The organism is Thioclava sp. PTB-PU3-1 (assembly GCF_055666785.1).
In genome coordinates this window covers 228201-253312 of record NZ_JBVNVL010000003.1, presented here as the reverse complement: position 1 = coordinate 253312, position 25112 = coordinate 228201, and the positions used below count along the sequence as shown (strand labels likewise).

General features: G+C 63.9%; 27 protein-coding genes, 1 tRNA gene and 1 pseudogene. 19 read left to right on the top strand and 10 right to left on the bottom strand.

Features of this window, described 5'->3' with window-relative positions; genetic code table 11:
• The first annotated feature begins 14 nt into the window (after nucleotides 1–14).
• Complete coding sequence (gene ilvA / locus ACZ7GB_RS10945; RefSeq protein WP_078602346.1) at nucleotides 15–1262, top strand: threonine ammonia-lyase IlvA; 1248 nt, start codon at nucleotides 15–17, stop codon at nucleotides 1260–1262.
• Nucleotides 1263–1475: 213 nt separating this feature from the next.
• Here ilvA and ACZ7GB_RS10940 read toward each other — a convergent pair whose 3' ends face one another.
• Nucleotides 1476–1805, bottom strand: a complete 330-nt coding sequence (locus ACZ7GB_RS10940) for an Hpt domain-containing protein (protein WP_078541587.1) — start codon at nucleotides 1803–1805, stop codon at nucleotides 1476–1478.
• A 141-nt stretch (nucleotides 1806–1946) separates the two neighbouring features.
• Here ACZ7GB_RS10940 and ACZ7GB_RS10935 point away from each other — a divergent pair, with 141 nt between their 5' ends.
• A complete protein-coding gene (locus ACZ7GB_RS10935; RefSeq protein ID WP_472158671.1) occupies nucleotides 1947–3266 on the top strand; it encodes a PP2C family protein-serine/threonine phosphatase in 1320 nt (439 codons plus the stop codon).
• A 55-nt stretch (nucleotides 3267–3321) separates the two neighbouring features.
• On the opposite strand, the gene ACZ7GB_RS10930 is transcribed toward ACZ7GB_RS10935, so the two are convergent.
• Nucleotides 3322–3762 carry an NUDIX domain-containing protein gene (locus tag ACZ7GB_RS10930; protein ID WP_078550942.1) on the bottom strand — a complete coding sequence of 147 codons (441 nt, stop codon included), beginning with the start codon at nucleotides 3760–3762 and terminating at the stop codon, nucleotides 3322–3324.
• A gap of 97 nt (nucleotides 3763–3859) precedes the next feature.
• On the opposite strand from ACZ7GB_RS10930, the gene hslO reads away from it, so the two are divergent.
• From hslO to ACZ7GB_RS10900, 6 genes are all read left to right on the top strand, one after another.
• The gene (gene hslO, locus ACZ7GB_RS10925) at nucleotides 3860–4888 is read left to right on the top strand and encodes an Hsp33 family molecular chaperone HslO (protein ID WP_078602349.1); all 1029 of its coding nucleotides are present in this window, start codon (nucleotides 3860–3862) and stop codon (nucleotides 4886–4888) included.
• Nucleotides 4881–5474, top strand: a complete 594-nt coding sequence (locus ACZ7GB_RS10920) for a CoA pyrophosphatase (RefSeq protein ID WP_472158669.1) — start codon at nucleotides 4881–4883, stop codon at nucleotides 5472–5474. The genes hslO and ACZ7GB_RS10920 overlap by 8 nt, the downstream gene beginning before the upstream one ends.
• Nucleotides 5471–6610 carry a CCA tRNA nucleotidyltransferase gene (locus tag ACZ7GB_RS10915; RefSeq protein WP_472158668.1) on the top strand — a complete coding sequence of 380 codons (1140 nt, stop codon included), beginning with the start codon at nucleotides 5471–5473 and terminating at the stop codon, nucleotides 6608–6610. Before ACZ7GB_RS10920 ends, ACZ7GB_RS10915 begins: the two co-directional genes overlap by 4 nt.
• Before the next feature lie 43 nt (nucleotides 6611–6653).
• Nucleotides 6654–8480, top strand: a complete 1827-nt coding sequence (locus ACZ7GB_RS10910; RefSeq protein ID WP_078605932.1) for an ABC transporter ATP-binding protein — start codon at nucleotides 6654–6656, stop codon at nucleotides 8478–8480.
• A 39-nt stretch (nucleotides 8481–8519) separates the two neighbouring features.
• Nucleotides 8520–9740, top strand: a complete 1221-nt coding sequence (locus tag ACZ7GB_RS10905; protein ID WP_078602352.1) for a class I SAM-dependent RNA methyltransferase — start codon at nucleotides 8520–8522, stop codon at nucleotides 9738–9740.
• 62 nt (nucleotides 9741–9802) lie between these two features.
• Nucleotides 9803–10303 carry a L,D-transpeptidase family protein gene (locus tag ACZ7GB_RS10900; protein ID WP_078602353.1) on the top strand — a complete coding sequence of 167 codons (501 nt, stop codon included), beginning with the start codon at nucleotides 9803–9805 and terminating at the stop codon, nucleotides 10301–10303.
• Between the two features lie 69 nt (nucleotides 10304–10372).
• Here the strand turns inward: ACZ7GB_RS10900 and dalA are convergent, their stop codons facing one another.
• Nucleotides 10373–10888 (bottom strand): divisome-associated lipoprotein DalA, encoded by a 516-nt coding sequence (gene dalA / locus ACZ7GB_RS10895; protein WP_078522216.1) that lies wholly within the window; start codon nucleotides 10886–10888, stop codon nucleotides 10373–10375.
• A 168-nt stretch (nucleotides 10889–11056) separates the two neighbouring features.
• Between dalA and ACZ7GB_RS10890 the strand changes: the two genes are divergently transcribed.
• The gene (locus tag ACZ7GB_RS10890; RefSeq protein ID WP_078550947.1) at nucleotides 11057–11662 is read left to right on the top strand and encodes a L,D-transpeptidase; all 606 of its coding nucleotides are present in this window, start codon (nucleotides 11057–11059) and stop codon (nucleotides 11660–11662) included.
• Between the two features lie 76 nt (nucleotides 11663–11738).
• Here ACZ7GB_RS10890 and ACZ7GB_RS10885 read toward each other — a convergent pair whose 3' ends face one another.
• Nucleotides 11739–12032, bottom strand: a complete 294-nt coding sequence (locus ACZ7GB_RS10885; protein ID WP_472158666.1) for a hypothetical protein — start codon at nucleotides 12030–12032, stop codon at nucleotides 11739–11741.
• 147 nt (nucleotides 12033–12179) lie between these two features.
• Nucleotides 12180–13235: a ferrochelatase gene (hemH, locus tag ACZ7GB_RS10880; RefSeq protein WP_472158665.1), complete on the bottom strand. Its 1056-nt coding sequence runs from the start codon at nucleotides 13233–13235 to the stop codon at nucleotides 12180–12182.
• 113 nt (nucleotides 13236–13348) lie between these two features.
• Here hemH and otsB point away from each other — a divergent pair, with 113 nt between their 5' ends.
• Nucleotides 13349–14095, top strand: coding sequence for a trehalose-phosphatase (otsB, locus tag ACZ7GB_RS10875; protein WP_078522212.1), 747 nt, complete (start codon nucleotides 13349–13351; stop codon nucleotides 14093–14095).
• 14 nt (nucleotides 14096–14109) lie between these two features.
• A complete protein-coding gene (locus ACZ7GB_RS10870; RefSeq protein ID WP_472158664.1) occupies nucleotides 14110–15456 on the top strand; it encodes an alpha,alpha-trehalose-phosphate synthase (UDP-forming) in 1347 nt (448 codons plus the stop codon).
• Here the strand turns inward: ACZ7GB_RS10870 and ACZ7GB_RS10865 are convergent.
• Nucleotides 15448–16284: a methyltransferase domain-containing protein gene (locus ACZ7GB_RS10865; protein WP_472158663.1), complete on the bottom strand. Its 837-nt coding sequence runs from the start codon at nucleotides 16282–16284 to the stop codon at nucleotides 15448–15450. The genes ACZ7GB_RS10870 and ACZ7GB_RS10865 overlap by 9 nt on opposite strands.
• Nucleotides 16285–16315: 31 nt before the next feature.
• Here ACZ7GB_RS10865 and ACZ7GB_RS10860 point away from each other — a divergent pair.
• From ACZ7GB_RS10860 to ACZ7GB_RS10845, 4 genes and pseudogenes are all read left to right on the top strand, one after another.
• Nucleotides 16316–17041, top strand: a pseudogene (locus tag ACZ7GB_RS10860) (ComF family protein).
• A 35-nt stretch (nucleotides 17042–17076) separates the two neighbouring features.
• Entirely contained in the window at nucleotides 17077–17334 is a 258-nt protein-coding gene (gene grxC / locus ACZ7GB_RS10855; protein ID WP_078522208.1) for a glutaredoxin 3, read from the top strand.
• A gap of 4 nt (nucleotides 17335–17338) precedes the next feature.
• Complete coding sequence (locus ACZ7GB_RS10850) at nucleotides 17339–18166, top strand: carbon-nitrogen hydrolase family protein (RefSeq protein WP_078570678.1); 828 nt, start codon at nucleotides 17339–17341, stop codon at nucleotides 18164–18166.
• Between the two features lie 53 nt (nucleotides 18167–18219).
• Nucleotides 18220–18609, top strand: a complete 390-nt coding sequence (locus ACZ7GB_RS10845; RefSeq protein ID WP_078541755.1) for a MarR family winged helix-turn-helix transcriptional regulator — start codon at nucleotides 18220–18222, stop codon at nucleotides 18607–18609.
• Nucleotides 18610–18849: 240 nt separating this feature from the next.
• Here the strand turns inward: ACZ7GB_RS10845 and ACZ7GB_RS10840 are convergent, their stop codons facing one another.
• The 3 genes from ACZ7GB_RS10840 to ACZ7GB_RS10830 all read right to left on the bottom strand — a co-directional run bounded on the left by ACZ7GB_RS10840 (nucleotide 18850) and on the right by ACZ7GB_RS10830 (nucleotide 21357).
• Nucleotides 18850–19953 (bottom strand): DNA methyltransferase, encoded by a 1104-nt coding sequence (locus ACZ7GB_RS10840; RefSeq protein ID WP_472158662.1) that lies wholly within the window; start codon nucleotides 19951–19953, stop codon nucleotides 18850–18852.
• Nucleotides 19954–20066: 113 nt separating this feature from the next.
• A complete protein-coding gene (locus ACZ7GB_RS10835; protein WP_472158660.1) occupies nucleotides 20067–20702 on the bottom strand; it encodes a ribonuclease HII in 636 nt (211 codons plus the stop codon).
• A 103-nt stretch (nucleotides 20703–20805) separates the two neighbouring features.
• Nucleotides 20806–21357: a hypothetical protein gene (locus ACZ7GB_RS10830; protein ID WP_078522204.1), complete on the bottom strand. Its 552-nt coding sequence runs from the start codon at nucleotides 21355–21357 to the stop codon at nucleotides 20806–20808.
• 169 nt (nucleotides 21358–21526) lie between these two features.
• On the opposite strand from ACZ7GB_RS10830, the gene ACZ7GB_RS10825 reads away from it, so the two are divergent.
• From ACZ7GB_RS10825 to ACZ7GB_RS10810, 4 genes are all read left to right on the top strand, one after another.
• Entirely contained in the window at nucleotides 21527–21808 is a 282-nt protein-coding gene (locus ACZ7GB_RS10825) for a hypothetical protein (RefSeq protein ID WP_078541754.1), read from the top strand.
• Complete coding sequence (locus ACZ7GB_RS10820) at nucleotides 21780–22484, top strand: hypothetical protein (RefSeq protein WP_078550958.1); 705 nt, start codon at nucleotides 21780–21782, stop codon at nucleotides 22482–22484. Before ACZ7GB_RS10825 ends, ACZ7GB_RS10820 begins: the two co-directional genes overlap by 29 nt.
• Nucleotides 22485–22546: 62 nt before the next feature.
• Nucleotides 22547–23641, top strand: a complete 1095-nt coding sequence (nspC, locus tag ACZ7GB_RS10815; protein WP_472158659.1) for a carboxynorspermidine decarboxylase — start codon at nucleotides 22547–22549, stop codon at nucleotides 23639–23641.
• A gap of 51 nt (nucleotides 23642–23692) precedes the next feature.
• Complete coding sequence (locus ACZ7GB_RS10810; protein ID WP_472158658.1) at nucleotides 23693–24940, top strand: saccharopine dehydrogenase family protein; 1248 nt, start codon at nucleotides 23693–23695, stop codon at nucleotides 24938–24940.
• Nucleotides 24941–24996: 56 nt separating this feature from the next.
• Here the strand turns inward: ACZ7GB_RS10810 and ACZ7GB_RS10805 are convergent.
• Nucleotides 24997–25073 (bottom strand) — tRNA-Arg (locus tag ACZ7GB_RS10805).
• Nucleotides 25074–25112 lie beyond the last annotated feature (39 nt).

The window sequence follows — 25112 nt, the reverse complement described above, 5'->3', positions numbered from 1 at the left end:
TCACATCTGGCGGTATGAGTGAGTTCGCCCTTTCCGCCCAAGCCGCCACCCGCGCGCTGCGTGCGCTCTTCGAGCCGACGCCGCTGCAGCTCAATGCCCACCTGTCGAAACGCTTCGACGCCGAGGTCTGGCTCAAGCGCGAGGACCTGACGCCGGTGCGCTCCTACAAAATCCGCGGCGCCTTCACCGCGATGCGCAAACTGCGCGAGCGCGATCCGTCGGCGGCGCATTTCGTCTGCGCGAGCGCCGGGAACCACGCGCAGGGCGTGGCCTTCGCCTGTCGGCATTTCGGGGTGAAGGGGACGATCTTCATGCCGGTGACCACGCCGCAGCAGAAGATCGACAAGACCAAGACCTTTGGCGGCGACGCGGTCGAGATCGTTCTCACGGGCGATTATTTCGACGACACGCTGGCTTCGGCGCAGGAGTTTTGCCGTGAGGCCGGGGCGCATTTCCTAGCGCCTTTCGACGATCCGGATGTGATCGAGGGGCAGGCGTCGGTCGGGGTGGAGATCCTCGACCAGTTGGGCGGCGCGCCGGATATGGTCATCCTTCCGGTCGGCGGCGGCGGCTTGGCTGCGGGCGTCACCGGCTATCTGCGCGCGACCGCCCCCGATACGGAATTTCGCTTCGTCGAGCCGTTGGGCGGCGCGAGCCTCACCGCTGCGGTCAAGGCGCATGAGCCCGTGACGATCTCGCAGGTGAACAGTTTCGTCGATGGCGCCGCGGTTGCCCGGATCGGCGCGCGCCCCTTCGCGGAGCTTGGGTGGGTCACGCCCGAACAAGTTCATCTCGCACCGGAGGATCGCATCTGCATCACGATGCTTGAGATGCTGAACGTCGAAGGCGTCGTGCTGGAACCCGCTGGCGCGATGTCCGTCGACATCCTGCCCGAGCTGGCCGAGACGATCCGCGGCAAGCGCGTGGTCTGCGTGACTTCAGGCGGTAATTTCGATTTCGAGCGGTTGCCGGAGGTGCGCGAACGCGCCCAGCGCTATTCGGGTCTGAAGAAGTATTTCATCCTCCGCCTGCCGCAGCGCCCCGGCGCCCTGAAGGACTTCCTGCAGATGCTTGGCCCTGACGACGATATCGCGCGCTTCGAGTATCTGAAGAAATCGGCGCGGAACTTCGGCTCGGTCCTGATCGGGATCGAAACGAAACGCGCCGAGAACTTCACAGAGCTCTTCGCGAAGCTCGACGCCGAGGGCTTCGTCTGGCGCGACATCACCGAAGACGAAACCTTGGCTGAGTTTCTTATCTGAGGCCTTCAGTTCGATAGAGCCGCCTCCAGACGGACGAAACACATTGGTCCTTCGCCGTTCTTGCACTGTGGAGCCTTTTCTACATCCTCAACTCCTGCGCTCACGCCCCGCGATAGGCACGCGAGTTCCCAAAATATGGCCGCACCCGCGCCCAACGGGTGCAACTTGGTGCAATATGTGCTCGGCGCAGTTCAGTCTGCTCAGCACCTCGCCCTAAGCCGCCGGAGTGAACTCCGATAGCCGCCCCATGAACTGCGTCTTGGACAGGCTATAGGTTTCGCGGATCGCGCTCAGATCGACCTCCACGGCGCGTCCGGCGGCGGCCATTCGTTCTCCCTGCTGACAGGCGCCGCCGAAATCGCGGAACCCGAGATTCCAGGCAGACCCTTTCAAGAAGTGCAAATCCTCCTCTACCCGGTCGGGACGTCCGCCAAGCCCCATCACCACGGCCTCGACCTCGTCGAGAAAAAGGTCCACGACCTCGGCAAAGCCATCGGCGCCAATTTCCGAGCGCAGTTCCTGCACCCGTTCCCAATCAATCATCACGCCCTCCAGGCCACTCGATCCGACTCCACCCGAGACTGACCGTAGCGCCGCACCCTTTCGATTTTCTTAACGTCTGATCCGGGTTGGTTTTCACCGAATCTTAGGGAGTTTGCGGTTTCGTGAGGGCAGAGGTTTCGGATGATGCAGATGGTGCAAAGACAAGAGGCTCCCGCAGATGCGGGCCGACGACCGTTGGCGGGCGCCGCGCGGCACGTTCTCGTCGTGGACGACAGCCGCATGCAGCGCCGTATCCTCTCGGCGCAGTTGTCCCGCTCCGGTTACCAGGTGAGCGAAGCAGAAAGCGCAGAAGAGGCGATCGCGATCTGCGCCCAATGCGAGCCCGATATCGTGATCTCGGACTGGATGATGGCGGGGATGAGCGGCCCTGAATTCTGTCGCGTCTTCCGGGGCTTACCGCGGCGTAGCTATGGGTATTTCATCCTTCTGACCTCCAAGGCCGAAAAGACGGACGTCACGCGCGGCTTGGAAAGCGGCGCCGATGATTTCCTGTCGAAACCGGTCAACGGAGCGGAGCTTCGGGCGCGACTTAGCGCGGGAGCCCGCATCCTGACCATGCAAGAGGAGTTGAGCGAAAAGAACCGCCTCTTGCGCGAGGCACAGGAGGTGATCGACCGCGACCTGCAAGAGGCACGCAAACTGCAGCAAAGCCTCGTGCGGACACGACACGCGCGGTTCGAGGCGGCGGATGTCTCGCTGCTCTTGCGGCCCGCAGGCCATGTCGGCGGCGATCTCGTCGGGTTCTTTCCGATCAATGAACGCCGGGTGGGCCTATACGGCATCGACGTCTCGGGGCATGGCATCACCTCGGCCCTGATGATGGCGCGGATCGCGGGCTACTTCTCCGGCACCACCCCCAGCCAGAACCTCGCGATTTACCGCAACGCAAAGGGCGAATTGCGCGGACGACGCCCGGCAGAGCTCGCGCAGCGCCTCAACGATCTCGTGCTGAGCGAGATGAGCACCGAGAGCTATTTCACCCTTATCTACGCCGATGTCGACCTGCGTACCGGCAAGGCGGAATTGGTTCAGGCCGCGCATCCCTACCCGGTTCTGCAAAGACAGAACGGCACAGTGGAGTTTTTCGGCGAGGGCGGGCTGCCGATCGGCCTGATCGAGGGCGCCGAATACGAAACGCTCACGGTTCAACTGACCCCGGGCGATCGGCTGGTTCTGGTCTCGGACGGGATTACCGAAGCCAGCGACTGCAGCGGCGAGATGATCGATCAGACCCGGCTGGCCCGGATGCTCCGCAAGTTTTCCCAGATGCCGGGGCCCCGGCTTCTGGATGCGCTCTATTGGGCCACCGAGGAATTCGCGGAGGGTGAGATCGGGGACGATGTCTCGGCTGGCGTTTTGGAATTTCACGGCCCCGGCAGCAGCGAGCGACGTTCGGAGCTTGTGTCAGACTGCAGAGACCATCCCCCCGGGGAGACTTGAGAGGAGAACGCACCAGCTCAGCTACATCTGAGGCGAACGAAACGCCCGCGCCTATTCAGCGACGGACGAACCGTTGGAAAAACGCGCGCTCGCCTTCATTCGCGAGCAGTTCGAGCGCTTCTTCGGGATCGGCCCAATGCGCCGTGTGATGCGGCTCCGGCGGCAGACCGCGCTTCAGCACCGGGCGCGCGAGCCAGACGGAGCAAAGCTTCTCCGCCCAGAACTCGTATTCGGGCATATAGGTGAAACGCCGATAGGCCCCGAGACGGCGCAGCCCCGTGATCGCCCAGCCTGTCTCCTCGAAGACTTCGCGGTGCAGCGCCTCGATCGGCCCCTCGCCCGGATCGATCCCGCCGCCGGGCAATTGAAACTCCGGTATGGGGTGCGCCTGATGGGTCAGCAGCACCCGCCCGTCGCGGATCAGGATCGCATAGGCACCGGGGCGCAAACGATACTGCTGACCGGATTTCACCCGCTCTCCGAACCTCGCGATCATGTGCTCTCCCTTGGGTCTGCGGTTGCCGCGCCTATATTGGGGCTGTATGGCAGGCTCCGCGCTGCCCGAAAACCCCTCTGAGCCCCTCAGGAGCACCATGTCCAAGCTATCCCAAATCGCATGGGACGATACAGTTCTGCCGTTTCAGCTCGACCGCTCTGACATCCGCGGCCGGGTTGCCCGCCTCGACGGCGTGCTCGACACCGTCCTGTCGCAACATGATTACCCCCGCGCGGTCGAAATGCTGGTGGCCGAAGCCGCCCTTCTGACCGCGCTGATCGGCCAGACCGTCAAGCTGCGCTGGAAGCTGTCGCTGCAAATCCGCGGTAACGGCCCGATCCGCATCATCGCAACCGATTACTACGCCCCCGAGAAAGAGGGCGCGCCCGCCCGCATTCGCGCCTGGGCGAGCTTCGATGAAGAGAAGCTCGATCCCAAGGCCGACCCGTTCGAACAGATCGGGCAGGGTTACTTTGCGATCCTGATCGACCAGGGCAAAGGCACGACCCCCTATCAGGGCATCACGCCACTGTCCGAAGGCTCGCTGCGCGCCTGCGCCGAGGCCTATTTTGCGCAATCCGAACAGCTGCCCACGCGGTTCTCGCTGTCTTTCGGGCGTTCGATCCTGCCCGGTCAGGGCGAAAGCTGGCGCGCGGGCGGCGTGATGCTGCAGCATATGCCGCCGGCCTCGCCCTTCGCCGCTCAGGAAGGCTCGGGCGATCAGGGTCTGCTGACCGCCGACGACATCCTCGACGGCGAGGAAGGCGAGAACTGGGCGCGCGCCAATATCCTGCTCGACACGGTCGAGGATATGGAACTGATCGGCCCGACCGTGCAGCCGACCGAGCTGCTGGTGCGCCTGTTCCACGAAGAGCGGCCGCGCGTCTTCGATCCGCAGCGGGTGGAGTTCGGCTGTACCTGTTCGGCCGATCGCGTGCGTCAGTCGCTCTCTATCTACTCGGCGCGCGACATCGCGCATATGACCACCGATGAGGGCACGGTCACCGCGGACTGCCAGTTCTGCGGCGCGCATTACATTTTCGATCCGCTGACGCTCGGCTTCGAAGCGCAGAAGAACCCCGACGGGTCGCTGCGCGAAGCGGGGGATGAGGGATCGAATGAGTGATCCTCTCGCCCCGGTTCTCGACGCCTTGGCGCGACCGGGGCGGCCCTCTTCGGATTACGATCTGAACCCGGAAGTGATCCTGCCCGAGGACCGCAAACTGCGACCCGCGGGCGTTCTCGTCGCCTTCGATACGTTCGGGCCGGAACCGCGCCTGCATCTGACGAAGCGCAGCTCGCATCTGCGCCATCACCCCGGCCAGATCGCCTTTCCCGGCGGCAAGGTCGATCCCGATGACGAAGGTCCGGTCGGCGCGGCGCTGCGCGAGGCGCAGGAAGAGATCGGCCTGCCCCATGCCCATGTCGAAGTACTGGGCACGCTCGATCCGCATGAGACCGTGACGTCCTTTCTGGTGACGCCGGTGCTGGCGCGCATCCACACGCCGTTCGAGGTGATCCCCGAAGCGGGCGAAGTGGCCGAGGCGTTCACCGTGCCGCTCTCGCATATCACGCCCGGGAATTTCCGCGTCGAATCGCGCCGCTGGCGCGGCTCCCGGCGCAGCTATTTCGTGGCGCCTTACGGGCCCTATTACATCTGGGGCGCCACCGCGCGTATATTGCGCTCATTGGCGGACCGGATGGCGGAATGAGACTGACCGGAGACTGGATCGAGGCAGAGCCGACCCAACGCGTGCTGAAGATGCTCGAAGAGGGCGGGCATCAGGCGCTTCTGGTGGGTGGCTGCGTGCGCAACAGCGCCCTCGGCGCGCCGGTCAACGATATCGACATCGCCAGCGATGCACGGCCCGAGCGGGTGATCGAACTTGCGAAGGCGGCCGGTTTGAAGCCGGTACCGACCGGGGTCGATCACGGCACGGTCACGGTGGTCGCGGAGGGGCATCCGCATGAGGTCACCACCTTCCGCCGCGATGTGGAGACGCATGGGCGGCATGCTACGGTCGCGTTTTCCGACGACATCGCCGAGGACGCGGCGCGGCGTGATTTCACGATGAACGCGCTCTATGCCCGCTCGGACGGCACGATTCTCGACCCGCTCGGCACCGGGCTGGAGGATCTGGCGGCGCATCATGTCCGCTTCGTCGGCGAGGCGGAGGAGCGCATCCGCGAGGACTACCTGCGTATCCTGCGCTTCTTCCGGTTTACCGCGTGGTATGGCCACGATCTCGACCCCGACGGGTTGGCCGCCTGCGCCGAAAATACCGCCGGAATAGAGACGCTTTCGCGCGAACGCCTCGGCGGCGAGATGCGCAAATTGCTGGCCGCGCCCGATCCGGTTCACGCAGTGGCGGCGATGGCGCAATGCGGGGTTCTCACGGCCGTGCTGCCCGGCGCCGATGCGACCGCGCTCGGGCCGCTCGTCCATCTCGAAGATCGCCCCGCCGATCCGATCCGCAGGCTGGCGGCGATTGGCGGCGAAGACGTGGCCGAGCGGCTGCGCCTGTCGAAAAAGGACACAAGACAACTCGAGGCTCTGCGCGCCTCGCTGTCCGACGGTGACGACCCGACGGTCCTTGGCTATCGGCTCGGGGCAGAGGTCGGGGCCGATGCGCTTCTTCTGCGGCATGCGCTGATGGGGCAGGAAATGCCGGAAGGCTGGCAAAACAGGGTCTATTTCGGCGCAAAACAACAATTTCCGGTACAATCGCGCGACCTGATGCCCCGCTATGAAGGCAAGGCATTGGGAGATACGCTGAAGACGCTCGAGGCGCGCTGGATCGCCTCCGGTTTTACGCTGACGCGCGAGGATTTGCTCGCCGCGCTTTGATCCGCGCCGCAATCGCCTATATCGGGAGGGGAAAGAGAGACTCATGTTCGACCCCTTCTCCCCCGCCGAAGGCGCCCCGCCGCGCCAGCTTGGCGCTTTCTTCCGCTGGTGCCTCAAGGGCAGCTGGGGCGCGATTGCCGTGGCCAGCTTGGGCACGACCATCGCCGGCGTGATGGAGGTGGTCTCCGCCTGGCTTCTGGGTCAGGTGATCGACGCGGCGCTCAACAGCGAACGCGCCGCGGTGATCGGGGCCAATGTCGGGCTTCTAGTTCTGTTCGTCGCGTTCTTCCTGCTGATCCGCCCCCTGACCTTCGGGATCAGCTCCGCCACCAACAACCTGCTGATCAGCCCCAACGTGATGCCCTTGGTGCTCTCGCGGCTGCACCGCTGGACGATGGGCCAATCGGTCACCTTCTTCGACAACGACTTCGCCGGGCGCATCGCGCAAAAGCAGATGCAGACCGCGCGCGCCGTCACCGATACCGTCACCGAGATCATCAATACCGGGCTCTTCGCACTGGCCTCGATCGTCGGCTCGCTGATCGTTCTGGCCCAGATCGACCGTTGGGGAGCGGTGGGTCTCGTGTTCTGGACCTTCGGGCTCTACCTGATCATCCGCCTTTTCCTGCCCCATATCCGCGGACGCTCGCGCGAGCGAGCTTCGGCGCGGGCGATGGTGACGGGGCAGGTCGTCGACACGGTCACCAATATCAAGACGGTGAAACTGTTCGCCCATGCGGAGCACGAGGATCGCGCCGCGCTGGAGGCGATGCAGAAGTTCCGCCAGAAGACCTATTCCTTCGGCATGGTCCAAAGCCTCTATCGCGTGGTGCAGATGGCCTATGCCGGGATCGTTCCGGTGATGCTGGTGGGCGGTGCGATCTGGCTCTGGTCGCAGGGCGAGGCGACTGCGGGGGCCATCGCCACGTCGGGCGCCATCGCGATCCGACTGTCGCAGATGTCGGGCTGGGTCAGTCAGGCGCTTATGTCCGTCTGGACCCATATCGGCGAGGCCGAGGACGGGATGCGGACGCTCGCGCATATGCACGACCTGACCGACGCGCCCGATGCTCGCACGCTGCGCCACGTGGAAGGTGAGATCCAGTTCGACAATATCGATTTCGCCTATGGGCGTCGCAGCGGCGGGATCGCGGATATCAATCTGACCATCGCGGATGGCGAGCGGATCGGGATCGTCGGGGCCTCGGGCGCGGGGAAATCGACGCTCGTGGCGCTGCTGCTGAGGCTCTATGATCCCGAAAAAGGGTCTATTCTGATCGACGGGCAGAACATTCGTGAGGTCACGCAGGAGAGCCTGCGCCGCAATATCGCGATGGTCACGCAGGAGACAGCGATGTTCAATCGCTCGGCACGGGAGAACATCCTCTACGGCAAACCCGACGCGACCGAGGAGGAGATGATCGCCGCCGCGCAACAGGCCGAAGCGGACCACTTCATTCGCGGCCTCGCCGATCACGAGGGCAATCGCGGCTATGACGCCAAGCTGGGCGAGCGTGGGGTGAAGCTGTCCGGCGGCCAGCGCCAGCGGATCGCCCTTGCCCGCGCCTTCCTGAAGAACGCGCCGATCCTCGTGCTGGACGAGGCGACCTCGGCGCTCGATTCCGAGGTGGAGGCTCAGATTCAAAGCGCGCTGCACCGGGTGATGGCAGGCAAGACCGTGCTGGCGATCGCCCACCGCCTCAGCACCATCGCCGAGATGGACCGGATCGTGGTGCTGGAGGAAGGCCGGATCGTCGAGCAGGGCAGCCATGACGAGCTGCTGGCGATGAACGGGCTCTACGCACGCTACTGGGCACGTCAGTCCGGCGGCTTCTTGACCTGCGACGACGCGGAGGATGCGGCGGAATAGGGTCTTTTCTGACCCGCGCCGCGCAGCTAGAGAAGGCGCATGACCTACGAAATCGAGCGACTGTCCCTGCATGCCGACGGCGTGACCCATGGCCCCGAGGGGACCGTGCATGTCGCAATGGCGCTTCCCGGTGAAGTGGTCGAGGGCGAGGTGATCGACGGCCGCATCGCGCAGCCCAAGATCGTGACGCCCTCGCACGACCGCGTCAAAGCGCCCTGCCCGCATTACCGTTCCTGCGGGGCCTGTTCGATGCAGCACGCATCCGAGGCGTTCACCGCCGAGTGGAAGATGGACGTGGTGCGTCAGGCGCTGGCCGCGCGCAACCTGCCCGTGCCGGAGATGAGCATCGCGACCTCGCCGCTCAATTCCCGCAGGCGGGCGACGCTTTCGGGACGGCGCACGAAGAAGGGCACCTTGGTCGGGTTTCACGCCCGCGCCTCGGACACGGTCGTCGAGATTCCGAACTGCCTGATCCTGCGGCCCGAGCTGCTGGCCGCGATCCCGATGCTGCATGAGGCCACCTCGATTGCAGGCTCGCGCAAAGGCGAAATCGCCTTCACCCTGACGCTGTCGGAGGCCGGGCTGGAGCTGGCCACACAGGGCGGAAAAGACCCTGATACGGCCCAATTCGAGGCTTTGTCGGCTCTGGCGCGCAGCCACGATCTCGCCCGGCTCAGCTGGAACGGGCAGGTCATCGCGGGCCGCCGCCCGGCGATCCAGCAATTCGGAAAAGCGAAAGTCGTGCCGCCGCCGGGCGCGTTTCTGCAAGCGACCCATCATGGCGAAGCGGTGCTGACCGCCTTCGCCAAAGCGGCGATTGGCAATGCGAAAAAGGTGGCCGATCTCTTCGCAGGCTGCGGCACCTTCTCGCTGCCGCTGGCCGAGCTGGCCGAGGTGCATGCGGTCGAAGGGGTCGCGGCGATGACCGAGGCGCTCGATCAGGGCTGGCGTCAGTCGCAGGGCCTGCACCGGGTCTCCACCGAGGCGCGCGACCTGTTCCGCCGTCCGCTTCTGCCCGACGAGCTGGCGAAGTTCGACGCGGTGGTGATCGACCCGCCGCGGGCTGGCGCGCAGGCGCAGATCGCCGAGATCGCGGCATCAAAACTCAAGCGGCTGGTCCATGTCTCCTGCAACCCGGTCACCTTCGCGCGCGACGCAGAGACGCTGATTGCAGCGGGCTTCACGCTCGACAAGCTTCTGGTGGTGGATCAGTTCCGGTTTTCCGCTCATGTGGAGCTTGCGGCCCTTTTCACCCGCTAGATGCGACGGCGAAAATCGGGTAGAAAGACTGCAAAACAGCAGTCTCCGAATACAGGCCGAACATGAACCGTCGAACCCTCCTCTTGGGCGGATGCGCCCTCGCAACGCTCGCCGCCTGCGGCGATTCCACCAAATTCAAATCCTATAACGGCCCTGCCGTGACTCAGATCCAGCTCTTCAAGTCGCAGCGGATGATGTATCTGCTGCATGGCGACGAGGTGCTGGAGAAGTACAAGGTGGGCCTTGGCGGCGATCCGGTCGGGCCGAAGCGGTTCGAGGGCGACGGCAAGACCCCGGAAGGGCTCTATTACATCAATCGGCGCAATCCGAACTCGGCCTATTACCTGTCGATCGGTATCAGCTACCCGAATCCGCAGCAGGTGGCCTTCGCGGAATCGCAGGGAAAAAAAGCGGGCGGCGACATCTTCATCCATGGCCGCGACGGCAAAAACAAAGGCAAGGGTCGCGACTGGACCGCGGGCTGCATCGCGGTGAAGGACAAGGAAATCAGCGACATCTACGCGATGGTCCGCGACGGCACGCCGATCTTCATCTTCCCCTGATCGCAGCATCCCCCGGAAATGACAAAGGGCCCCGCGTGGGGCCCTTTTTGATTGCGGCGGGTCTTCGGCTCAGTTGCCGGTGACCATCGTCCACCAGATCTTGCCGGACGGCTCCTGATACCAAGAGAAGCCCATCTGCGTCGCTGCCGGGTTCAGGATCACGTCGCGCGTATCGGCGACCTTCATCCAGGCCGAGAGGGTCTCCATCTCGGTCTCGTAGGTCTCGGAGATATTCTCGCCCAGCACCTGCCCCGGATAGCCGGCGCGCTGCGCCCGGCTCAGCGGCGAGGAGCCGTCGGAGCCCCAGTGCCACGGGCGGTTCTGCACGGCCATGTCCTTGGAATGCGCGAGCGCCGCCGTGGTCAGCGCGTCGTTCAGCACCAGCGGCGCAGCACCGCGCGCCGAACGCAGGCTGTTCACCGATTCCAGCACGCGCTGCGGGATCACCGAGCGATCGCTCGCAGTGATGTTGTAGACTTTCGGCAGCGGCAGGCCATCGGGCCCGAGTTTGGGCTGCGTGTCGGTCGGCTGGCAAGCCGCCAGAGCCACAATCGCGGAGACCGCAAATACAGAAGCGCGCAACATCTTTGGTCCGTCCCTCGTTAAAACGTCAATCTGCATTACACGCTTGTCCCCAGCCGCGCAAACCCCTCTGTCGCTTTGCGGGCACATCCCCGCCAGTTTGATTTGCCGCCGCCGCGCGATCACATTATATTTATCGCAATTGACCCCGTCGCGAACCCGGAGCCTGAGATGTCCCATACGCGCAAGCCCTTCGACCGCCGCGCCTTCCTCGGCGCCGCCGCCTGCCTTGGTGCGGGGCTCGCGCTGCCCGCCCGGGCGCAAACGCCCGATTACGGTCAGGAGCAGTTCGAAACGAACGCCTATACGAACCAGCGCCGCAATATCTCAAGCTTCCAGAACCGCGACTGGCAGCCCTATTTCTCGAACCTCCGCGGTGGGGCGATCCTTGTGGATACCCATTCGCGGGCTTTGCATTACTGGTCGGCGGATCAGTCGATCTACCGCCTCTATCCGACCTCGGTGCCGGTGTCGGAAGAATTGACGCGGCGCGGCCGGACCTCGGTGATCCGCAAGGTCGAAGGGCCGAGCTGGGCGCCGACGCCCTCGATGAAGAAGCGCAATCCGGAATGGCCCGATTACGTCCCGCCGGGCCCCGATAACCCGCTGGGCACCCATGCGCTGTATCTGTCGTGGCGCTATTACCGGATCCACGGCACGCATGACACGCGCAAGATCGGTCGCAAAAGCTCGAACGGCTGCATTGGTCTTTACAACGAACATATCCAGGAGCTGTTCGGCTTCGCGAAGATCGGCACGCAGGTGCTGCTGATCTGAGCCACGCCACCCATCGGACAAAGTAAAACCCCCGGGACTACGCAGTCCCGGGGGTTTTCAATTCATTGGATAGGGGTCAGTGGTTACCACCTTTGCCCACGCCCTGGCCGTGTTCGTGGTCCGAGCCGCCGCCGGTGCCGCCGCTCGAACCCGAACCGCCCGTCAAGCCGTCGAGCTTGCCATGGGCGCTTCGCACCATGGTGCCGAGCATCTCATCCTCGCCGGGCGTGTCGATGGATTGCACGAGGTTGTCCTCGTGCTCTTGGTTGTAAATCACGTCATCCTCGGTCGCCCAGGGATTTGCGTGACCGGCCCAGGAAGCGCCAGCGTAGAGGGCCACCGTGGCGGCCAGTGCGATAGTCTTGATCATTCTCATTCCTTTCTGCTCTGAGCGTCCCGGACGTTGCCGGTCCGCAGGGTGCGCCTAGACGGCGATCCCTTGCCCCCGCGTCAGAACATATAGGAAGAGAGACTCACAAAGCTGTGAGGCAGGACGTCGCAGATCGCGACGGTTTTATCAGTCGATCCAACCCGCGAGGTTTTCGCCCACCACGTCCATCAGCGCCTTGATGTGAAGATCGTCATCGTTGAGGCAGGGGACATAGGTGAATTTCTCACCACCCGCGTGCTCGAACGCCTCGCGGATTTCGCCGTTGATCTCTTCGAGCGTCTCGATGCAATCCGCGCTGAAGGCGGGCGAGATCACCGCGATGTTCTTCTTCCCGGCCTTCGCCAGTTCCGCCACATGCTCGACCGTGTAGGGTTTGAGCCATTCTTCGGGGCCGAAGACCGACTGGAAGGTCGTGTCGATCCCGTCTTTGTCCCAGCCGAGCCGTTCGCGCAGCAGACGCGAGGTCTTCTGGCACTGGCAATGGTAGGGGTCGCCTTCCATCAGATAGCGCTTGGGCATCCCGTGATAGGAGGCGACCAGCACATCGGGCTTCTCGTCGAGCGTGGCATAGACCCGCTCCACCGATTGCGCGAGCGCGTCGATATAGGAGGGCTTGTCGAAATATTCCGGCGCCACGCGCGCGGCGGGCTGGCGCTTTTGCTTCATCAGCGCGCGGAAGAACTGATCGTTCGCGGTGGCCGAGGTGGCGCCCGCATATTGCGGATAAAGCGGCAGGAACAGGATCTTCTCGCAGCCCTGCGCGACCATCCGGTCGACGACCGACTGGGTCGAGGGATTGCCGTAGCGCATGCAGTAATCGACGACGACCTCCTGACCGTAGCGCGCCGAGACCGCATCGCGCAGCTTCGCGACCTGCTGCTTGGTGATCGTCATCAGGGGGCTCTCGCCCGCCTCGTCGTTCCAGATCGTCTTGTAGTTCGCACCCGAGGTGAAAGGCCGCTTCGACAGGATGATGAGTTGCAGCAGCGGCTGCCATTTCCATGCCGGGTAATCGATCACGCGCCGGTCCGAGAGGAACTCGTTCAGATAGCGACGCATCGACCAGTAATCGGTGTTGTCCGGGGTTCCGAGATTGGCGACGAGCAGACCGATCTTCGCTTCCTTGACGGGCGGGTGATCGGCGGGGGCATGGGCAAGGCGCGGATTTGCGGCGTTGGTCATCGTGTCACTGTCCTGTCGTCATTTATCGCGGAACTTCCACCCGACTTAACGGGTTTCCCGATCTGTGCCAATGCGGCCTATTCAACCGGGACAGGATCACTTACGGTCTTCACATGGCAATGGATGACATGACCGGGAAAAAACCGGCCCCGCCCGCTCTCGACCCGTCGCGAGACGCGTTGTTCCTAGATTTCGACGGATGTCTGGTGGACATAGCGCCCCGCCCGGATGCGGTGATCGTGCCGCAAAACCTGCCGCGTTTGCTCGAACAACTCTCGGAGGCGCTCAACGGGGCGCTTGCGGTTGTCTCGGGGCGATCCCTGCACGAGCTGGAACGTTTCCTCGACGGGTTCGACGGGCTGATGGTTGGCTCCCACGGCTCGGAAGCGCGCGGAATGGAACCGCCGATGGCCGAGACCCCACAACATCTGGGGGCGGTAAAAGAGGATCTGGCCGGGTTCGCGCAGGACCACGATCTCATTTTTGAAGACAAGAGCCACGGCGCCGCGATCCACTTCCGCTCCAACCCCGCCAAGCAAGGCAAAGTGGAAGCTTTCACCGAAGAGCTGACCGCGCGCTATGACGGCTTCACGATCCAGCCCGCGAAAATGGCGGTCGAAATTCGCCCCGAGGGGTTCTCGAAGGATGGCGCTCTGGCGATCCTGTCCGACCTCGTGCAGTTCGGCGGCCGCAATCCGGTCTATGCGGGCGACGACACGACCGACGAGCCCGCATTGGCCTGGGCAGAGGCGCATGGCGGCTTCGGCATCAAGGTCGGTGACGGAGAGAGCGTCGCGCGCTATCACCTAGACGAGCCGATGGATGTGCGCGCCTGGCTCGCCGCTGCCGTGGCACGCTGAATGAGGAACGACGAATGGGCCGCCTGATCTGCATCTCCAACCGCATTCCCACCGGGGCCAATCCCTCCGGCGGGCTCGTTGTGGCGCTTGGCGATGTGCTGGAGGAGACCGGCGGCATCTGGATCGGCACCTCGGGCGAGATCGCCGACACGCCTGCCGCAGAGTTGCGCGAGATCGAGGGTGGCCCGTTCCGACGTTACTGCTTCGATCTGACTCAGGAAGAGCAGGACAACTATTACGCGGGCTATTCGAATTCGGTGCTCTGGCCGCTATTCCACGGCCGCGCCGATCTGATGGATATCCATCAGGAATATCTGGGCGTCTACAAGCAGGTGAACCGGCGGATCGCGAAACTCGTGGCGCCGTTCCTGAAACCCGACGACCGGATCTGGGTGCAGGACTACCACTTGCTGCCGCTGGCTTACGAGCTGCGCCTGATGGGCGTGACCAATCCGATCGGCTTTTTCCTGCACACGCCCTTCCCCGGCCCGACCGCGATGCAGGCCCTGCCCAACGGGCGCGAGGTCTGCCAGTGGATCGCGAATTACGACCTCGTGGGCCTTCAGGCAGAGCGCGACGTGCGTGCCTGCCTCCACTCGATGATCGAGATCGCCGACGCCTCCAATCTGGGCGCGGGCTACGTGCATCTCTCGCCTCGCCAATGCCGGATCGCCGCGTTCCCGATTTCGATCGACGCGCGAGAGTTTCAGGAACTGGCGGAGGCCGAGTTCGATAAACTGCCCGCCGGGATCGTGAAGGATCACCGCCGGCTGATGATCGGCGTCGACCGGTTGGATTATTCCAAAGGCGTGCCGCACCGCTTCCGCGCCTTCGGCGAGTTTCTCGAGCGGCACGAGGACTGGCATCGCTACGTCTCGCTCTTGCAGATCTCGCCGCCGACCCGCGAGGGCGTGCAGGCCTATGACGATATCCGCGAAGAGACCGAGCATCTCTCGGGCCGCATCAACGGCCAGTTCGCCGATATCCAGTGGGTTCCGATCCGCTTCATCAATCGCGCAGTGCCGCGCGAAGTTCTGGCGGGGCTCTATCGCGCCTCGCATGTCGCGCTGGTGACGCCCCTGATGGACGGGATGAACCTCGTGGCGAAGGAGTTCGTGGCCGCCCAGAACCCCGACGATCCCGGCGTTCTGATGCTGTCGCAATTCGCGGGCGCCGCGGAGCAGATGGATGCGGCGCTGATGGTGAACCCGCACGATCCCGAACAGGTCGCCACCTCGATGCTGACCGCGCTCATGATGTCGCGCGGAGAGCGGCGGGAACGCTATCGGTCGCTGATGAAGGGGCTGACCACCTATGACGTGCATTGGTGGTCGAAGTCCTTCCTCGACGCGCTAGGCTGAGCCGGGCTTGTCGCCGCTCGGGCGCTCGGTGGTGCCCAGCGCATCGGCGAGCCGCTGTGCCGCAGAGCCCGGACGCAACGGTTTCTGCTGATCGGGATGCGGCTTCCAGCCGGTGAGCCAGACCATATCGAATGTCGCGCGCACCCGGCCATCGGGCTCCTGATAGGTCTCGATATACAGCCGCAGCGCCTCGGTCAGCACATCGCGGCGCAGGAAGCGGCGATCGCGGGCGGCAAGCGCATTGGTCTCGCCCATCGCGCGCAGGTCCGACAAGAGCCGCAGCGGCGTCTCGTAGGTCACCTTGCGCGTCACCGCATCGGCCACTGGCAGCGCCAGCCCCGCCCGCTGGATCAGCGCGCCGAGATCGCGAATTTCGCCCATCGGCACGATCCGCGGGCTCAAGCCTCCAGTGATCGCGGCTTCGGCCTGCGCCAGTGCGGCGCGCAGCTCATTGAGCGTCTGACCGCCGAACATCACGCCGATGAACAGCCCGTCGGGTTTCAGCGCACGCGACGCCTGCACCAGCTGCCCGACCGGGTCATTTGCCCAATGCAGACAGAGCGCGTGGACCACCAGATCATGCGCGCCTTCCTCGAGATCGAGCACATCCGTATCGGCCACGATCTTCGCCTCGGGAAGAATTTCGCGCCACGGCTCGGGAAAAGCGGCGATCAGCGCGGGGGCCGTAAAGGTTCTGTTAACCTCTAGGAGCCTTTCCTCAAGTTCAGCCGCCGCGTCCTCGTGCAGAAACAGTTCGGGCGCACGGGCGGCGCGAAGTCTATGGCGCTCGAGCGCGGCGCGGTCGGTCAGAAGGGGCGGCGTATCCATGGCAGAAACCCTTAACGAGGTTCGAAGCCGGATGCTAGCGGCGGGGCGTCTGGGATTGCGCGCGCTCTTCCCGCCGCGCTGCATCGCCTGCGGCGACGCGGTCGGCACGGATTTCGGCCTCTGCGGTGCGTGCTGGTCCGAGGCCACCTTCGCGCGCGGCACGGTCTGCGACGCCTGCGGCACGCCGCTGCCCGGCGAAAGCGACACGGCCATCCTTTGCGACGACTGCCTCACCCATCCAAGACCCTAGGCGCGGGGGCGCACGGTGATGCATTACTCGGGCACCGGGCGCGATCTGGTGCTGGCTCTGAAACATGGCGACCGGCTCGATCTGGTGCCGCCGCTGGCCGACTGGATGGCGCGCGCCGCCGCGCCGCTTCTGACGCCCGACACGCTGATCGCGCCGATCCCTCTGCATCGGCTGCGGCTGCTGCGACGGCGCTTCAATCAGGCGGCGGAGCTGGCCCGCGCGCTGGCCCGGCGCACCGGCCACGACTACTGCGCCGATCTCTTCACCCGCGCCCGCCCCACGTCGAGCCAGAAGGGCAAAAGCCGGGAGGAGCGGCACACCAATCTCGACGGCGCGATCACCGTCACGCCGCGCCGCGCGGCGCTGCTGCGCGGGCGTCCGCTCCTGATCGTCGATGACGTGATGACCTCGGGGGCCACGCTTTCCGCCGCGACAGAAGCGGCGTTGAGCGCAGGTGCAGAGCCGATCTGCACTGTGACACTGGCACGCGTTGCGAAGGCACCCTAAATCCCTATAGTCTCGCAGACCAAAGGGAATTGAGAATGAAACGCGTCGAAATCTACGTCACCAGCACCTGCCCCTTCTGCATCATGGCCAAGCGCCTGTTGGACAAGAAGGGCATCTCCTACGAGGAAACCGATGTCGGCCGCGAACCGCAACTGCGCGCCGCGATGACCCAGCGCGCCAATGGCCGCCGGACCGTCCCGCAGATCTTCATCGGCGACGAGCCGATCGGCGGCTGCGACGAGCTGCACGCGCTCGAACATTCGGGCAAGCTCGATCAGATGCTGGCGAGCTGACACGATGAAGGCGGCGCTCGTTCAGCTTTCGGTAACGGATGATCCGGCACAGAACCTGCCGGTCACGCTCGACTTCATCCGCGATGCCGCGTCGAAAGGTGCGCAGCTGATCGCGACGCCGGAATGCACCAATCTGATCTCGTCGGATCGCGCCCATCAGAACGCGGTCCTGCATCACGAGCATCACGACCCGACGCTGGAGGCGCTTTGCAACGAGGCAGAGCGCCTTGGCGTCTATATCCTGATCGGCTCGCTCTGCCTGAAATCCGGAGACGATGCGCGCTTCGCCAATCGCTCCTTCCTGATCGGGCGCAAGGGCAATATCAAAGCCCGCTACGACAAGATCCACATGTTCGACGTGGACGTGTCCGAGACCGAACGCTACCGCGAATCCGAAGCCTACCGCCCCGGGCGCGAGGCGGTTCTGGGCGCCACGAAATACGCCCAGCTCGGCCTGTCGGTCTGCTACGACCTGCGCTTCCCGCATCTCTACCGGACGCTGGCGCAGGCCGGGGCGCAGGTGTTGACGATCCCGGCGGCGTTCAACGACACGACCGGGGCCGCCCATTGGGAGGTTCTGGTGCGTGCCCGCGCGATCGAGAATACCTGCTTCGTGCTGGCGCCCGCGCAATGCGGCACCCATGCCGCGCATGGCGGTCGGCCGCGCAGGACCTGGGGCCATTCGCTGGCGGTCGATCCGTGGGGCAAGGTTCTGGCCGATGGCGGCACCGAGCCCGGCGTGACCCTCGTCGATCTCGATCTCGATCAGGTGGACGCGGTGCGCTCGCGCCTGCGGTCCCTCTTCCATGACCGGAGCTTCGACGGACCGTGAGCACCCCGCCCGAGAACGATCCGCTCGCCGCGACGCTGTTCGCCGAGGTCTTCATGGCCGATCAGCTGGCGCGCAACGTCGTGAGCCGCGCCCTGCCGAAGGGCATGGAGATCTCGCATTTCTCGGTGCTCAACCTGCTGGCCCATATCAACGAAGAGCGCACGCCCGCCCAACTGGCCGAGGCGCTGCATGTGACCCGCGGTGCGATGACCAACACGCTCGCCAAGCTGGAATGGGCGGGACATGTGCATATCCGGCCCGACTGGGACGATGCGCGGCGCAAATGGGTATCGCTCTCGCCCTCCGGTCGGCGGGCGCGCGATGCGGCTCTGGCCTCGCTGATGCCGATCATCGGAGGGATCGTGCGCGATCTCGGCCCCGATAAGGTCCGCGCCACCCTGCCGGTGCTGCGCGAATTGCGCGCTCGCCTCGGCCAGGCCTGAATGCGGCAGGGGCGCTGCCCCTCTGGCCTGCGGCCATTCACCCCGGGATATTTCCGCCAAGCCGAAATCCGGCTCTTTGTTCTTGTTCAAATATCCCCGGGGGCGCGGTGGGGCAGGCCCCTTTTCATCGTCAGCACAAACGAAAAGACCCCGCCGTTTCGCACGGCGGGGCAAGGCGCGTGCCGAGGAGCGGCCCTCGGCACCGGCGGTAACTTCTAATTCTTGAGAGAGGGCCGAGCCTCAGTTCATCTCGGCGCGGATTTGCTGGCGCAGCAGGTCGATCGGGACCTGTTTGCCATCGCGCTTGAACGTCCAGTAGGTCCAGCCATTGCAGCTCGGCGCGCCTTCGAGATGGGCGCCGACCTGATGGATCGAGCCTTTCACGTCGTCGCCGATCAGCGTGCCATCGGCGCGGACCTTGGCCTTGTGGCGACCGTTGAGCGAATACAGCTCCTCGCCCGGGCGCAGCATCCCGCGTTCGACCAGCTGGCCGAAGGGCACGCGCGGCTCGGCGCGTTTCGACGTGGAAACTTCAAGGGCTTCCTTGTCGAATTTGCGGATCTTGGCGAGGCGCTTGAGCGCGACTTCGCGATACGCTTCTTCGCGCTCGATGCCGATGAAATCGCGGCCGAGCATCTTCGCCACGGCGCCGGTCGTGCCGGTGCCGAAGAACGGGTCGAGGATCACGTCGCCGGGATTGGTGGTACCGACGAGGACACGGTGCAGCAGCGCCTCGGGCTTTTGGGTCGGGTGGGCTTTCTCGCCGTTCGAATCCTTCAGACGCTCGCCGCCATTGCAGATCGGGATCACCCAGTCGGAGCGCATCTGCACCCCTTCATTGAGCGATTTCAGCGCCTCGTAGTTGAAGGTGTATTTCGCGCCTTCGGATTTCGACGCCCAGATCAGCGTCTCATGCGCGTTGGTCAGGCGCTTGCCGCGGAAATTCGGCATCGGGTTCGATTTGCGCCACACGACGTCGTTGAGAATCCAGAAGCCCTGATTCTGCAGCTCTGCGCCCATGCGGAACACGTTGTGATAGGAGCCGATCACCCACATCGCGCCATTCGGCTTGAGGATGCGGCGCGCGGCCTTCAGCCAGTCGCGGGTGAAATTGTCGTAATGCGCGAAGGAGCCGAACTGGTCCCACGCGTCATCGACCGCGTCGACCTTGGAATTATCGGGGCGGCGCAGGTCACCGCGCAACTGTAGATTGTAGGGCGGATCGGCGAAGATCAGGTCCACACTGTCCTCGGGCAGCGAGTTCATCATTTCGATGCAATCGCCATCCAGAATTTCGTTCAGGGGCAGTGCATTGCGCACCACCGGAGTCTTGGTCTTTGCCATTTTTAGCCTCTTAACTGCCCGCCTCAGGGCCCAATATCTGGGAGCCGGCTTTGTGCCGATCTATGGCTATAAAAATGAGTCAAAGGCGATTCATCGTCAATTTCTTTTTTGAATCAAGGGGTTATATAATTCGCTTGGCACAAGATATTGTGGACCGGCTTGAAGCTTCGTCTATGAACGGGGGTGACCCCTAAATCTAGAAGTGCCTGCAGGTGGTCCTTGGTCGGGTAGCCCGCATTCCGCTCCCAGCCGTAGCCCGGATACTGTTGCGCCAAATCCACCATGAGCAAATCGCGGGCCTCTTTCGCGAGGATCGAGGCCGCCGCGATCGACAAAGAACGGGCATCGCCCTTCACGATCGGTTCGCTGGACAACTTAAGGTCGCGCGGCACGCGGTTGCCGTCGACGAGGACATGATCGGCGGTGCGGCCCAGCCCGTCGATCGCGCGGCACATCGCGAGATGCGAGGCGTGGTAGATATTGAGCTCGTCGATTTCCTCGACGCTGGCATGGGCCACGCAGAACTCGGCGCAGTCCATGATCTGCGCGGCCAGATTGGCGCGGCGCTTCGCGGTGAGCTTCTTCGAGTCGTTGAGCCCTTCAGGAATGCGGGCGGGATCGAGAATGACCGCCGCTGCCGTCACCGGACCGCAAAGCGGGCCGCGGCCCACCTCGTCCACGCCTGCAACGATTTCCAGGCCGCGCGCGAAGGCGGCTTCTTCGAAAGAGAAATCGGGGTTCTGTGCCATTTCTTCGGAATGCCCCGGAACGGCAGGTCTGTTCAATGGAAAAGCGGGGGCCCGAAGGCCCCCGCACTGCTCGACGACGCTCTTATGGCGTCTGCCGCATGGCTTAACGCCGGCTGAGACGAATCCCGCGATCCTCGAGGCAGTTGCTGCCATAGACTTTCTCGACGCCGTGACGGCCGGTCTTCATCGTGAAGGCGCAGTTGGCGGGCAGGCGACGTTCGGTGCGGCGATCGAGGCAGGAGGCGGAAACCACCTCGCCCCAGCCCCGGCCGGTCTTCACACGCTGCACGCATTGCGCGGGCAGACGGATGCGGTCGCGATCATGGCTATAGCGACGGTGGTCGCGGTCGTAACGCTCCTGCGCGCGCTGGCGTCGGGCTTCAGCTTCGCGGCGCTCGCGCTCGCGGCGTTCACGTTCCAGACGACGCTGGCGGTCCTGCCAGCTCTCGTAGCGCGGCTGCGCCTTCTTCGCTTTGTGATCCTTCTTGTTCATCCCGTCGAGGAGCAGCGCGGCGGCACCGACCCCAAGCAGGATGCTCAGCGCCTGACGGTCCTTCTTGCCCAGCGCGGCGGCGGGCGTAGCACTGATTGCGACGGAGCCCAGCGCGAGGGCGAGGGCGGTGATGGCGGCGGTGGCCTTGGTCTTGAGGCTCATGGCTTCGGTCCTTTCACTCGGCAGCCCGGAAGGCCGCATGACGTCGATGAACCGAGATTGGGCCGAGGGGCGAAAGTCAGGCAATAGCGGCCCCCTGCTATCGGATAACAGGCGGGCCAACCCCCTTTGGCTATTGAATAACACGGGCGTTGAGCGCAGCGTGTTCCACATGAAACACGTAGTCCTCATATTGGCGTTTCTCGCCTCTGCCTCGGCCGCGCAGGCCGAGTGCTATGCCGATTATAAGGCCAAGCGCGACAACCCGTTGCAGCTGCAATACGGGGTGGCGCAGGTCTCTGACTCGGCCTGTTCGAAAAAGGCGGCGGCGCGCGAATTGGCGCCGAAGCTGAAAGCCGATGGGTGGACCTTGCTGACGGTTCTCTCCACATTCGGCCCCGATGGCTTGGAGCAAAGGAAGGCCAGTGCCGGACAATATTTCCTCCGTTACTGATAGTTTACGACTCGGTTCGCGCGCGGTCGTGGGCGGGATCGTGGCCGTGGTCGCGATTCTCGCCGTGGCCGCGGTGCTGCTGTTCGCGAATCTGCCGAACGCGGATGCGTTCAACGCGCGGGTCGAGCAGATCTTCGTGCAGAACGACAATCTGACCTCACAAGCCGAGATCAAGCTGCTGGAGGTGCTGGCACAGTCGGGCACCGCGTTCTCGGATGTGCTGGCGAATTACCGGGTGATCATCTTCATTCTGCTGATCTTCGCCGCCGCGCTTCTGATCGCGACGATCGTCTTCCTTCTGCTGCTGATCGCGCTGAACAAGCGGATGACCGAGATTCGCCGCGCCGGGATCGAAGTGCAGTCCTTACGCATCCTGCGGGGCGAAAACGCGGTGATGCTCAACGATATGGGCTTCACCCTGACCCCGGCGGCGATCGAGACGCTGTCGGTGCTGGCCGAGGCGCGGATGGACGACGACATCCTCACCGGCGTGCAGATCGAGGCGATGATCTCGGGCCGGGACGAGGCCGATTGCGACGAGGCGGCGGGCGCCACGCGGATCAAACGCCTGCGCGACAGCCTCGGAAATCAGCTCGTCAGCGAGCTTCTCGTGCGCAACATTTCCCGCAAAGGCTATGCACTTAGCGTGGCCAAGGATGCGATCCGAGTCGACTGATCCGGTTGCGCCACTGTCACATGCGCCCTATATCGCAGGGTCTGTTGACCCGAGGGAGAGCCATGTCCGACACGCCCTTCTACCTGATCGACGAGGCGCGCCTGCGCGAGAACATGCGCAAGATCGAGCGTCTGCGCGAACGCTCCGGCGCGAAAGCCCTGCTGGCGCTGAAATGTTTCGCGACCTGGTCGGCCTTCGACATCATGAAGCCCTACATGGATGGCACGACCTCCAGCTCGCTGTTCGAGCTGCATCTGGGGCGTGAGAAATTCGGCAAGGAAACCCATGCCTATTCGGTCGCCTGGGCCGATCACGAGATCGACGAGGCCATCGGTTACGCCGACAAGATCATCTTCAACTCGCTGAGCCAGCTGGATCGCTTCGGCGACAAGGCCACGCATATCGAACGTGGCCTGCGCCTGAACCCGCGGTTTTCGACCTCCGGCTTCGATCTCGCGGACCCGGCGCGGCCGTTCTCGCGTCTGGGCGAATGGGATGCCGAGCGGCTGGAAGCGGCGATGGACCGCATCTCGGGCGTGATGATCCACTACAATTGCGAGAACGCGGATTTCGCGCTGTTCGATCATCAGCTTTCCCGGATCGAGGCGGAGTTCGGCGATATCCTGAAGCGTCTGAAATGGGTGAGCCTCGGCGGCGGCATCCATTTCACCGGCGACGATTACCCGCTGGACGCGCTCGCCGACCGGCTGAAGAAATTCTCCGAGGATTTCGACGTGCAGGTCTATCTAGAGCCCGGTGAGGCCTCGATCACGCAGACAGCCTCGCTCGAGGTGACGGTTCTCGACATTCTCGATAACGGCAAGAAGATCGCCATCGTCGACAGCAGCATCGAGGCGCATATGCTCGATCTGCTGATCTATCGCGAGACCGCCAAGCTGCCGCAGCAGGGCGAGTTTGAGTACCAGATCGCGGGCAAGACCTGCCTCGCGGGTGACATCTTCGGCGAGGCGCGGTTCGACAAACCGCTCGAAATCGGCGACCGTATCTCGATTGCCGATGCCGCCGGTTACACGATGGTCAAGAAGAACTGGTTCAACGGCGTGGCGATGCCCGCCATCGCCATCCGCCGCGAAAATGGGAACATCGACCGGATTCGCGACTTCACCTATGAGGATTATCGCGCCTCATTGTCCTGAGGGCCCACAAGAGCCCCCTTCCCCTGTCCGCAGAAAAAGGAGACAGCCGAAGTGAAAAAGAACGTGCTCATCATCGGAGCGGGCGGCGTCGCCCAGGTCGTGGCGCATAAATGCGCGCAGAATAACGACATCCTTGGCGACCTGCATATCGCCTCGCGCACCAAATCGAAATGCGACGCGATCATCGACAGCGTGCGCGAAAAGGGCGCGATGAAAGTGGACGGCACGTTCGAGGCGCATGAGGTGGATGCGACCGATTCCGAGGCCGTCGCAGCGCTGATCCGCGAGACCGGCGCGCAGATCGTGATCAACGTCGGCACCGCTTTCGTGAATATGCACGTGCTCGACGGCTGCATCGCGACGGGCGCCGCCTATATCGACACCGCGATCCACGAAGAGCCCGACAAGATCTGCGAAACCCCGCCGTGGTATGCCAATTACGAGTGGAAGAAGCGCGACCTGTGCACCGAGCATGGCGTGACCGCGATCCTCGGCGCGGGCTTCGATCCGGGCGTGGTGAATGCCTATGCGCGCTTCGCCATCGACCAGATGGACGAGGTGAAATCCATCGACATCGTCGACATCAACGCAGGCTCGCACGGCAAGTATTTCGCGACCAACTTCGATCCCGAGATCAACTTCCGCGAATTCACCGGCGTGGTTTACTATTGGGAAGACCAGCAGTGGAAAGAGACGAGCATGTTCGCGTCGGGCCACAACTGGGATCTGCCCGTCGTCGGCCCGTCCCAGGCCTATCAGTCGGGCCATGACGAGGTGCATTCGCTCGCGACCAACTATCCGCAGGCCGATGTGCGCTTCTGGATGGGCTTCGGCGATCACTACATCAATGTCTTCACCGTGCTGAAGAACCTCGGCCTTCTCTCCGAGCAGCCGGTGAAAACCGCTGAAGGTCTGGAAGTCGTGCCGCTGAAAGTGGTGAAGGCCGTGCTGCCCGACCCGTCGAGCCTCGCGCCCGATTACACCGGCAAGACCTGCATCGGCGATCTGGTGAAAGGCACCAAGGACGGCAAGGACGTGGAATATTTCGTCTATAACGTCGCCGATCACAAAGAGGCCTATGAGGAAGTCGGCTCGCAGGGCATCTCCTACACCGCGGGCGTGCCGCCGGTCGCCGCCGCGATCCTGATCGCGCAGGGCGACTGGGATGCGAAGACGATGAAAAACGTCGAAGAGATGGACCCCAAGCCCTTCTTCACCCAGCTCGACCGCATCGGCCTTCCGACCCGCGTGATGGTCGGTGGCCTCAAGGGCGAGGACAAGGCCTGGACCGATCTTTGATCGACTTGCCAGAAACACGAAAGGCCCGCATCGCGCGGGCCTTTTTCATGTCTGCTTGGCGATCCCGGCAGGATTCGAACCTGCAACCTGCCCCTTAGGAGGGGGCTGCTCTATCCAGTTGAGCCACGGGACCGCACTGCGCCTTTGATGCCGCCAAAGAGCTTGTGGCGCA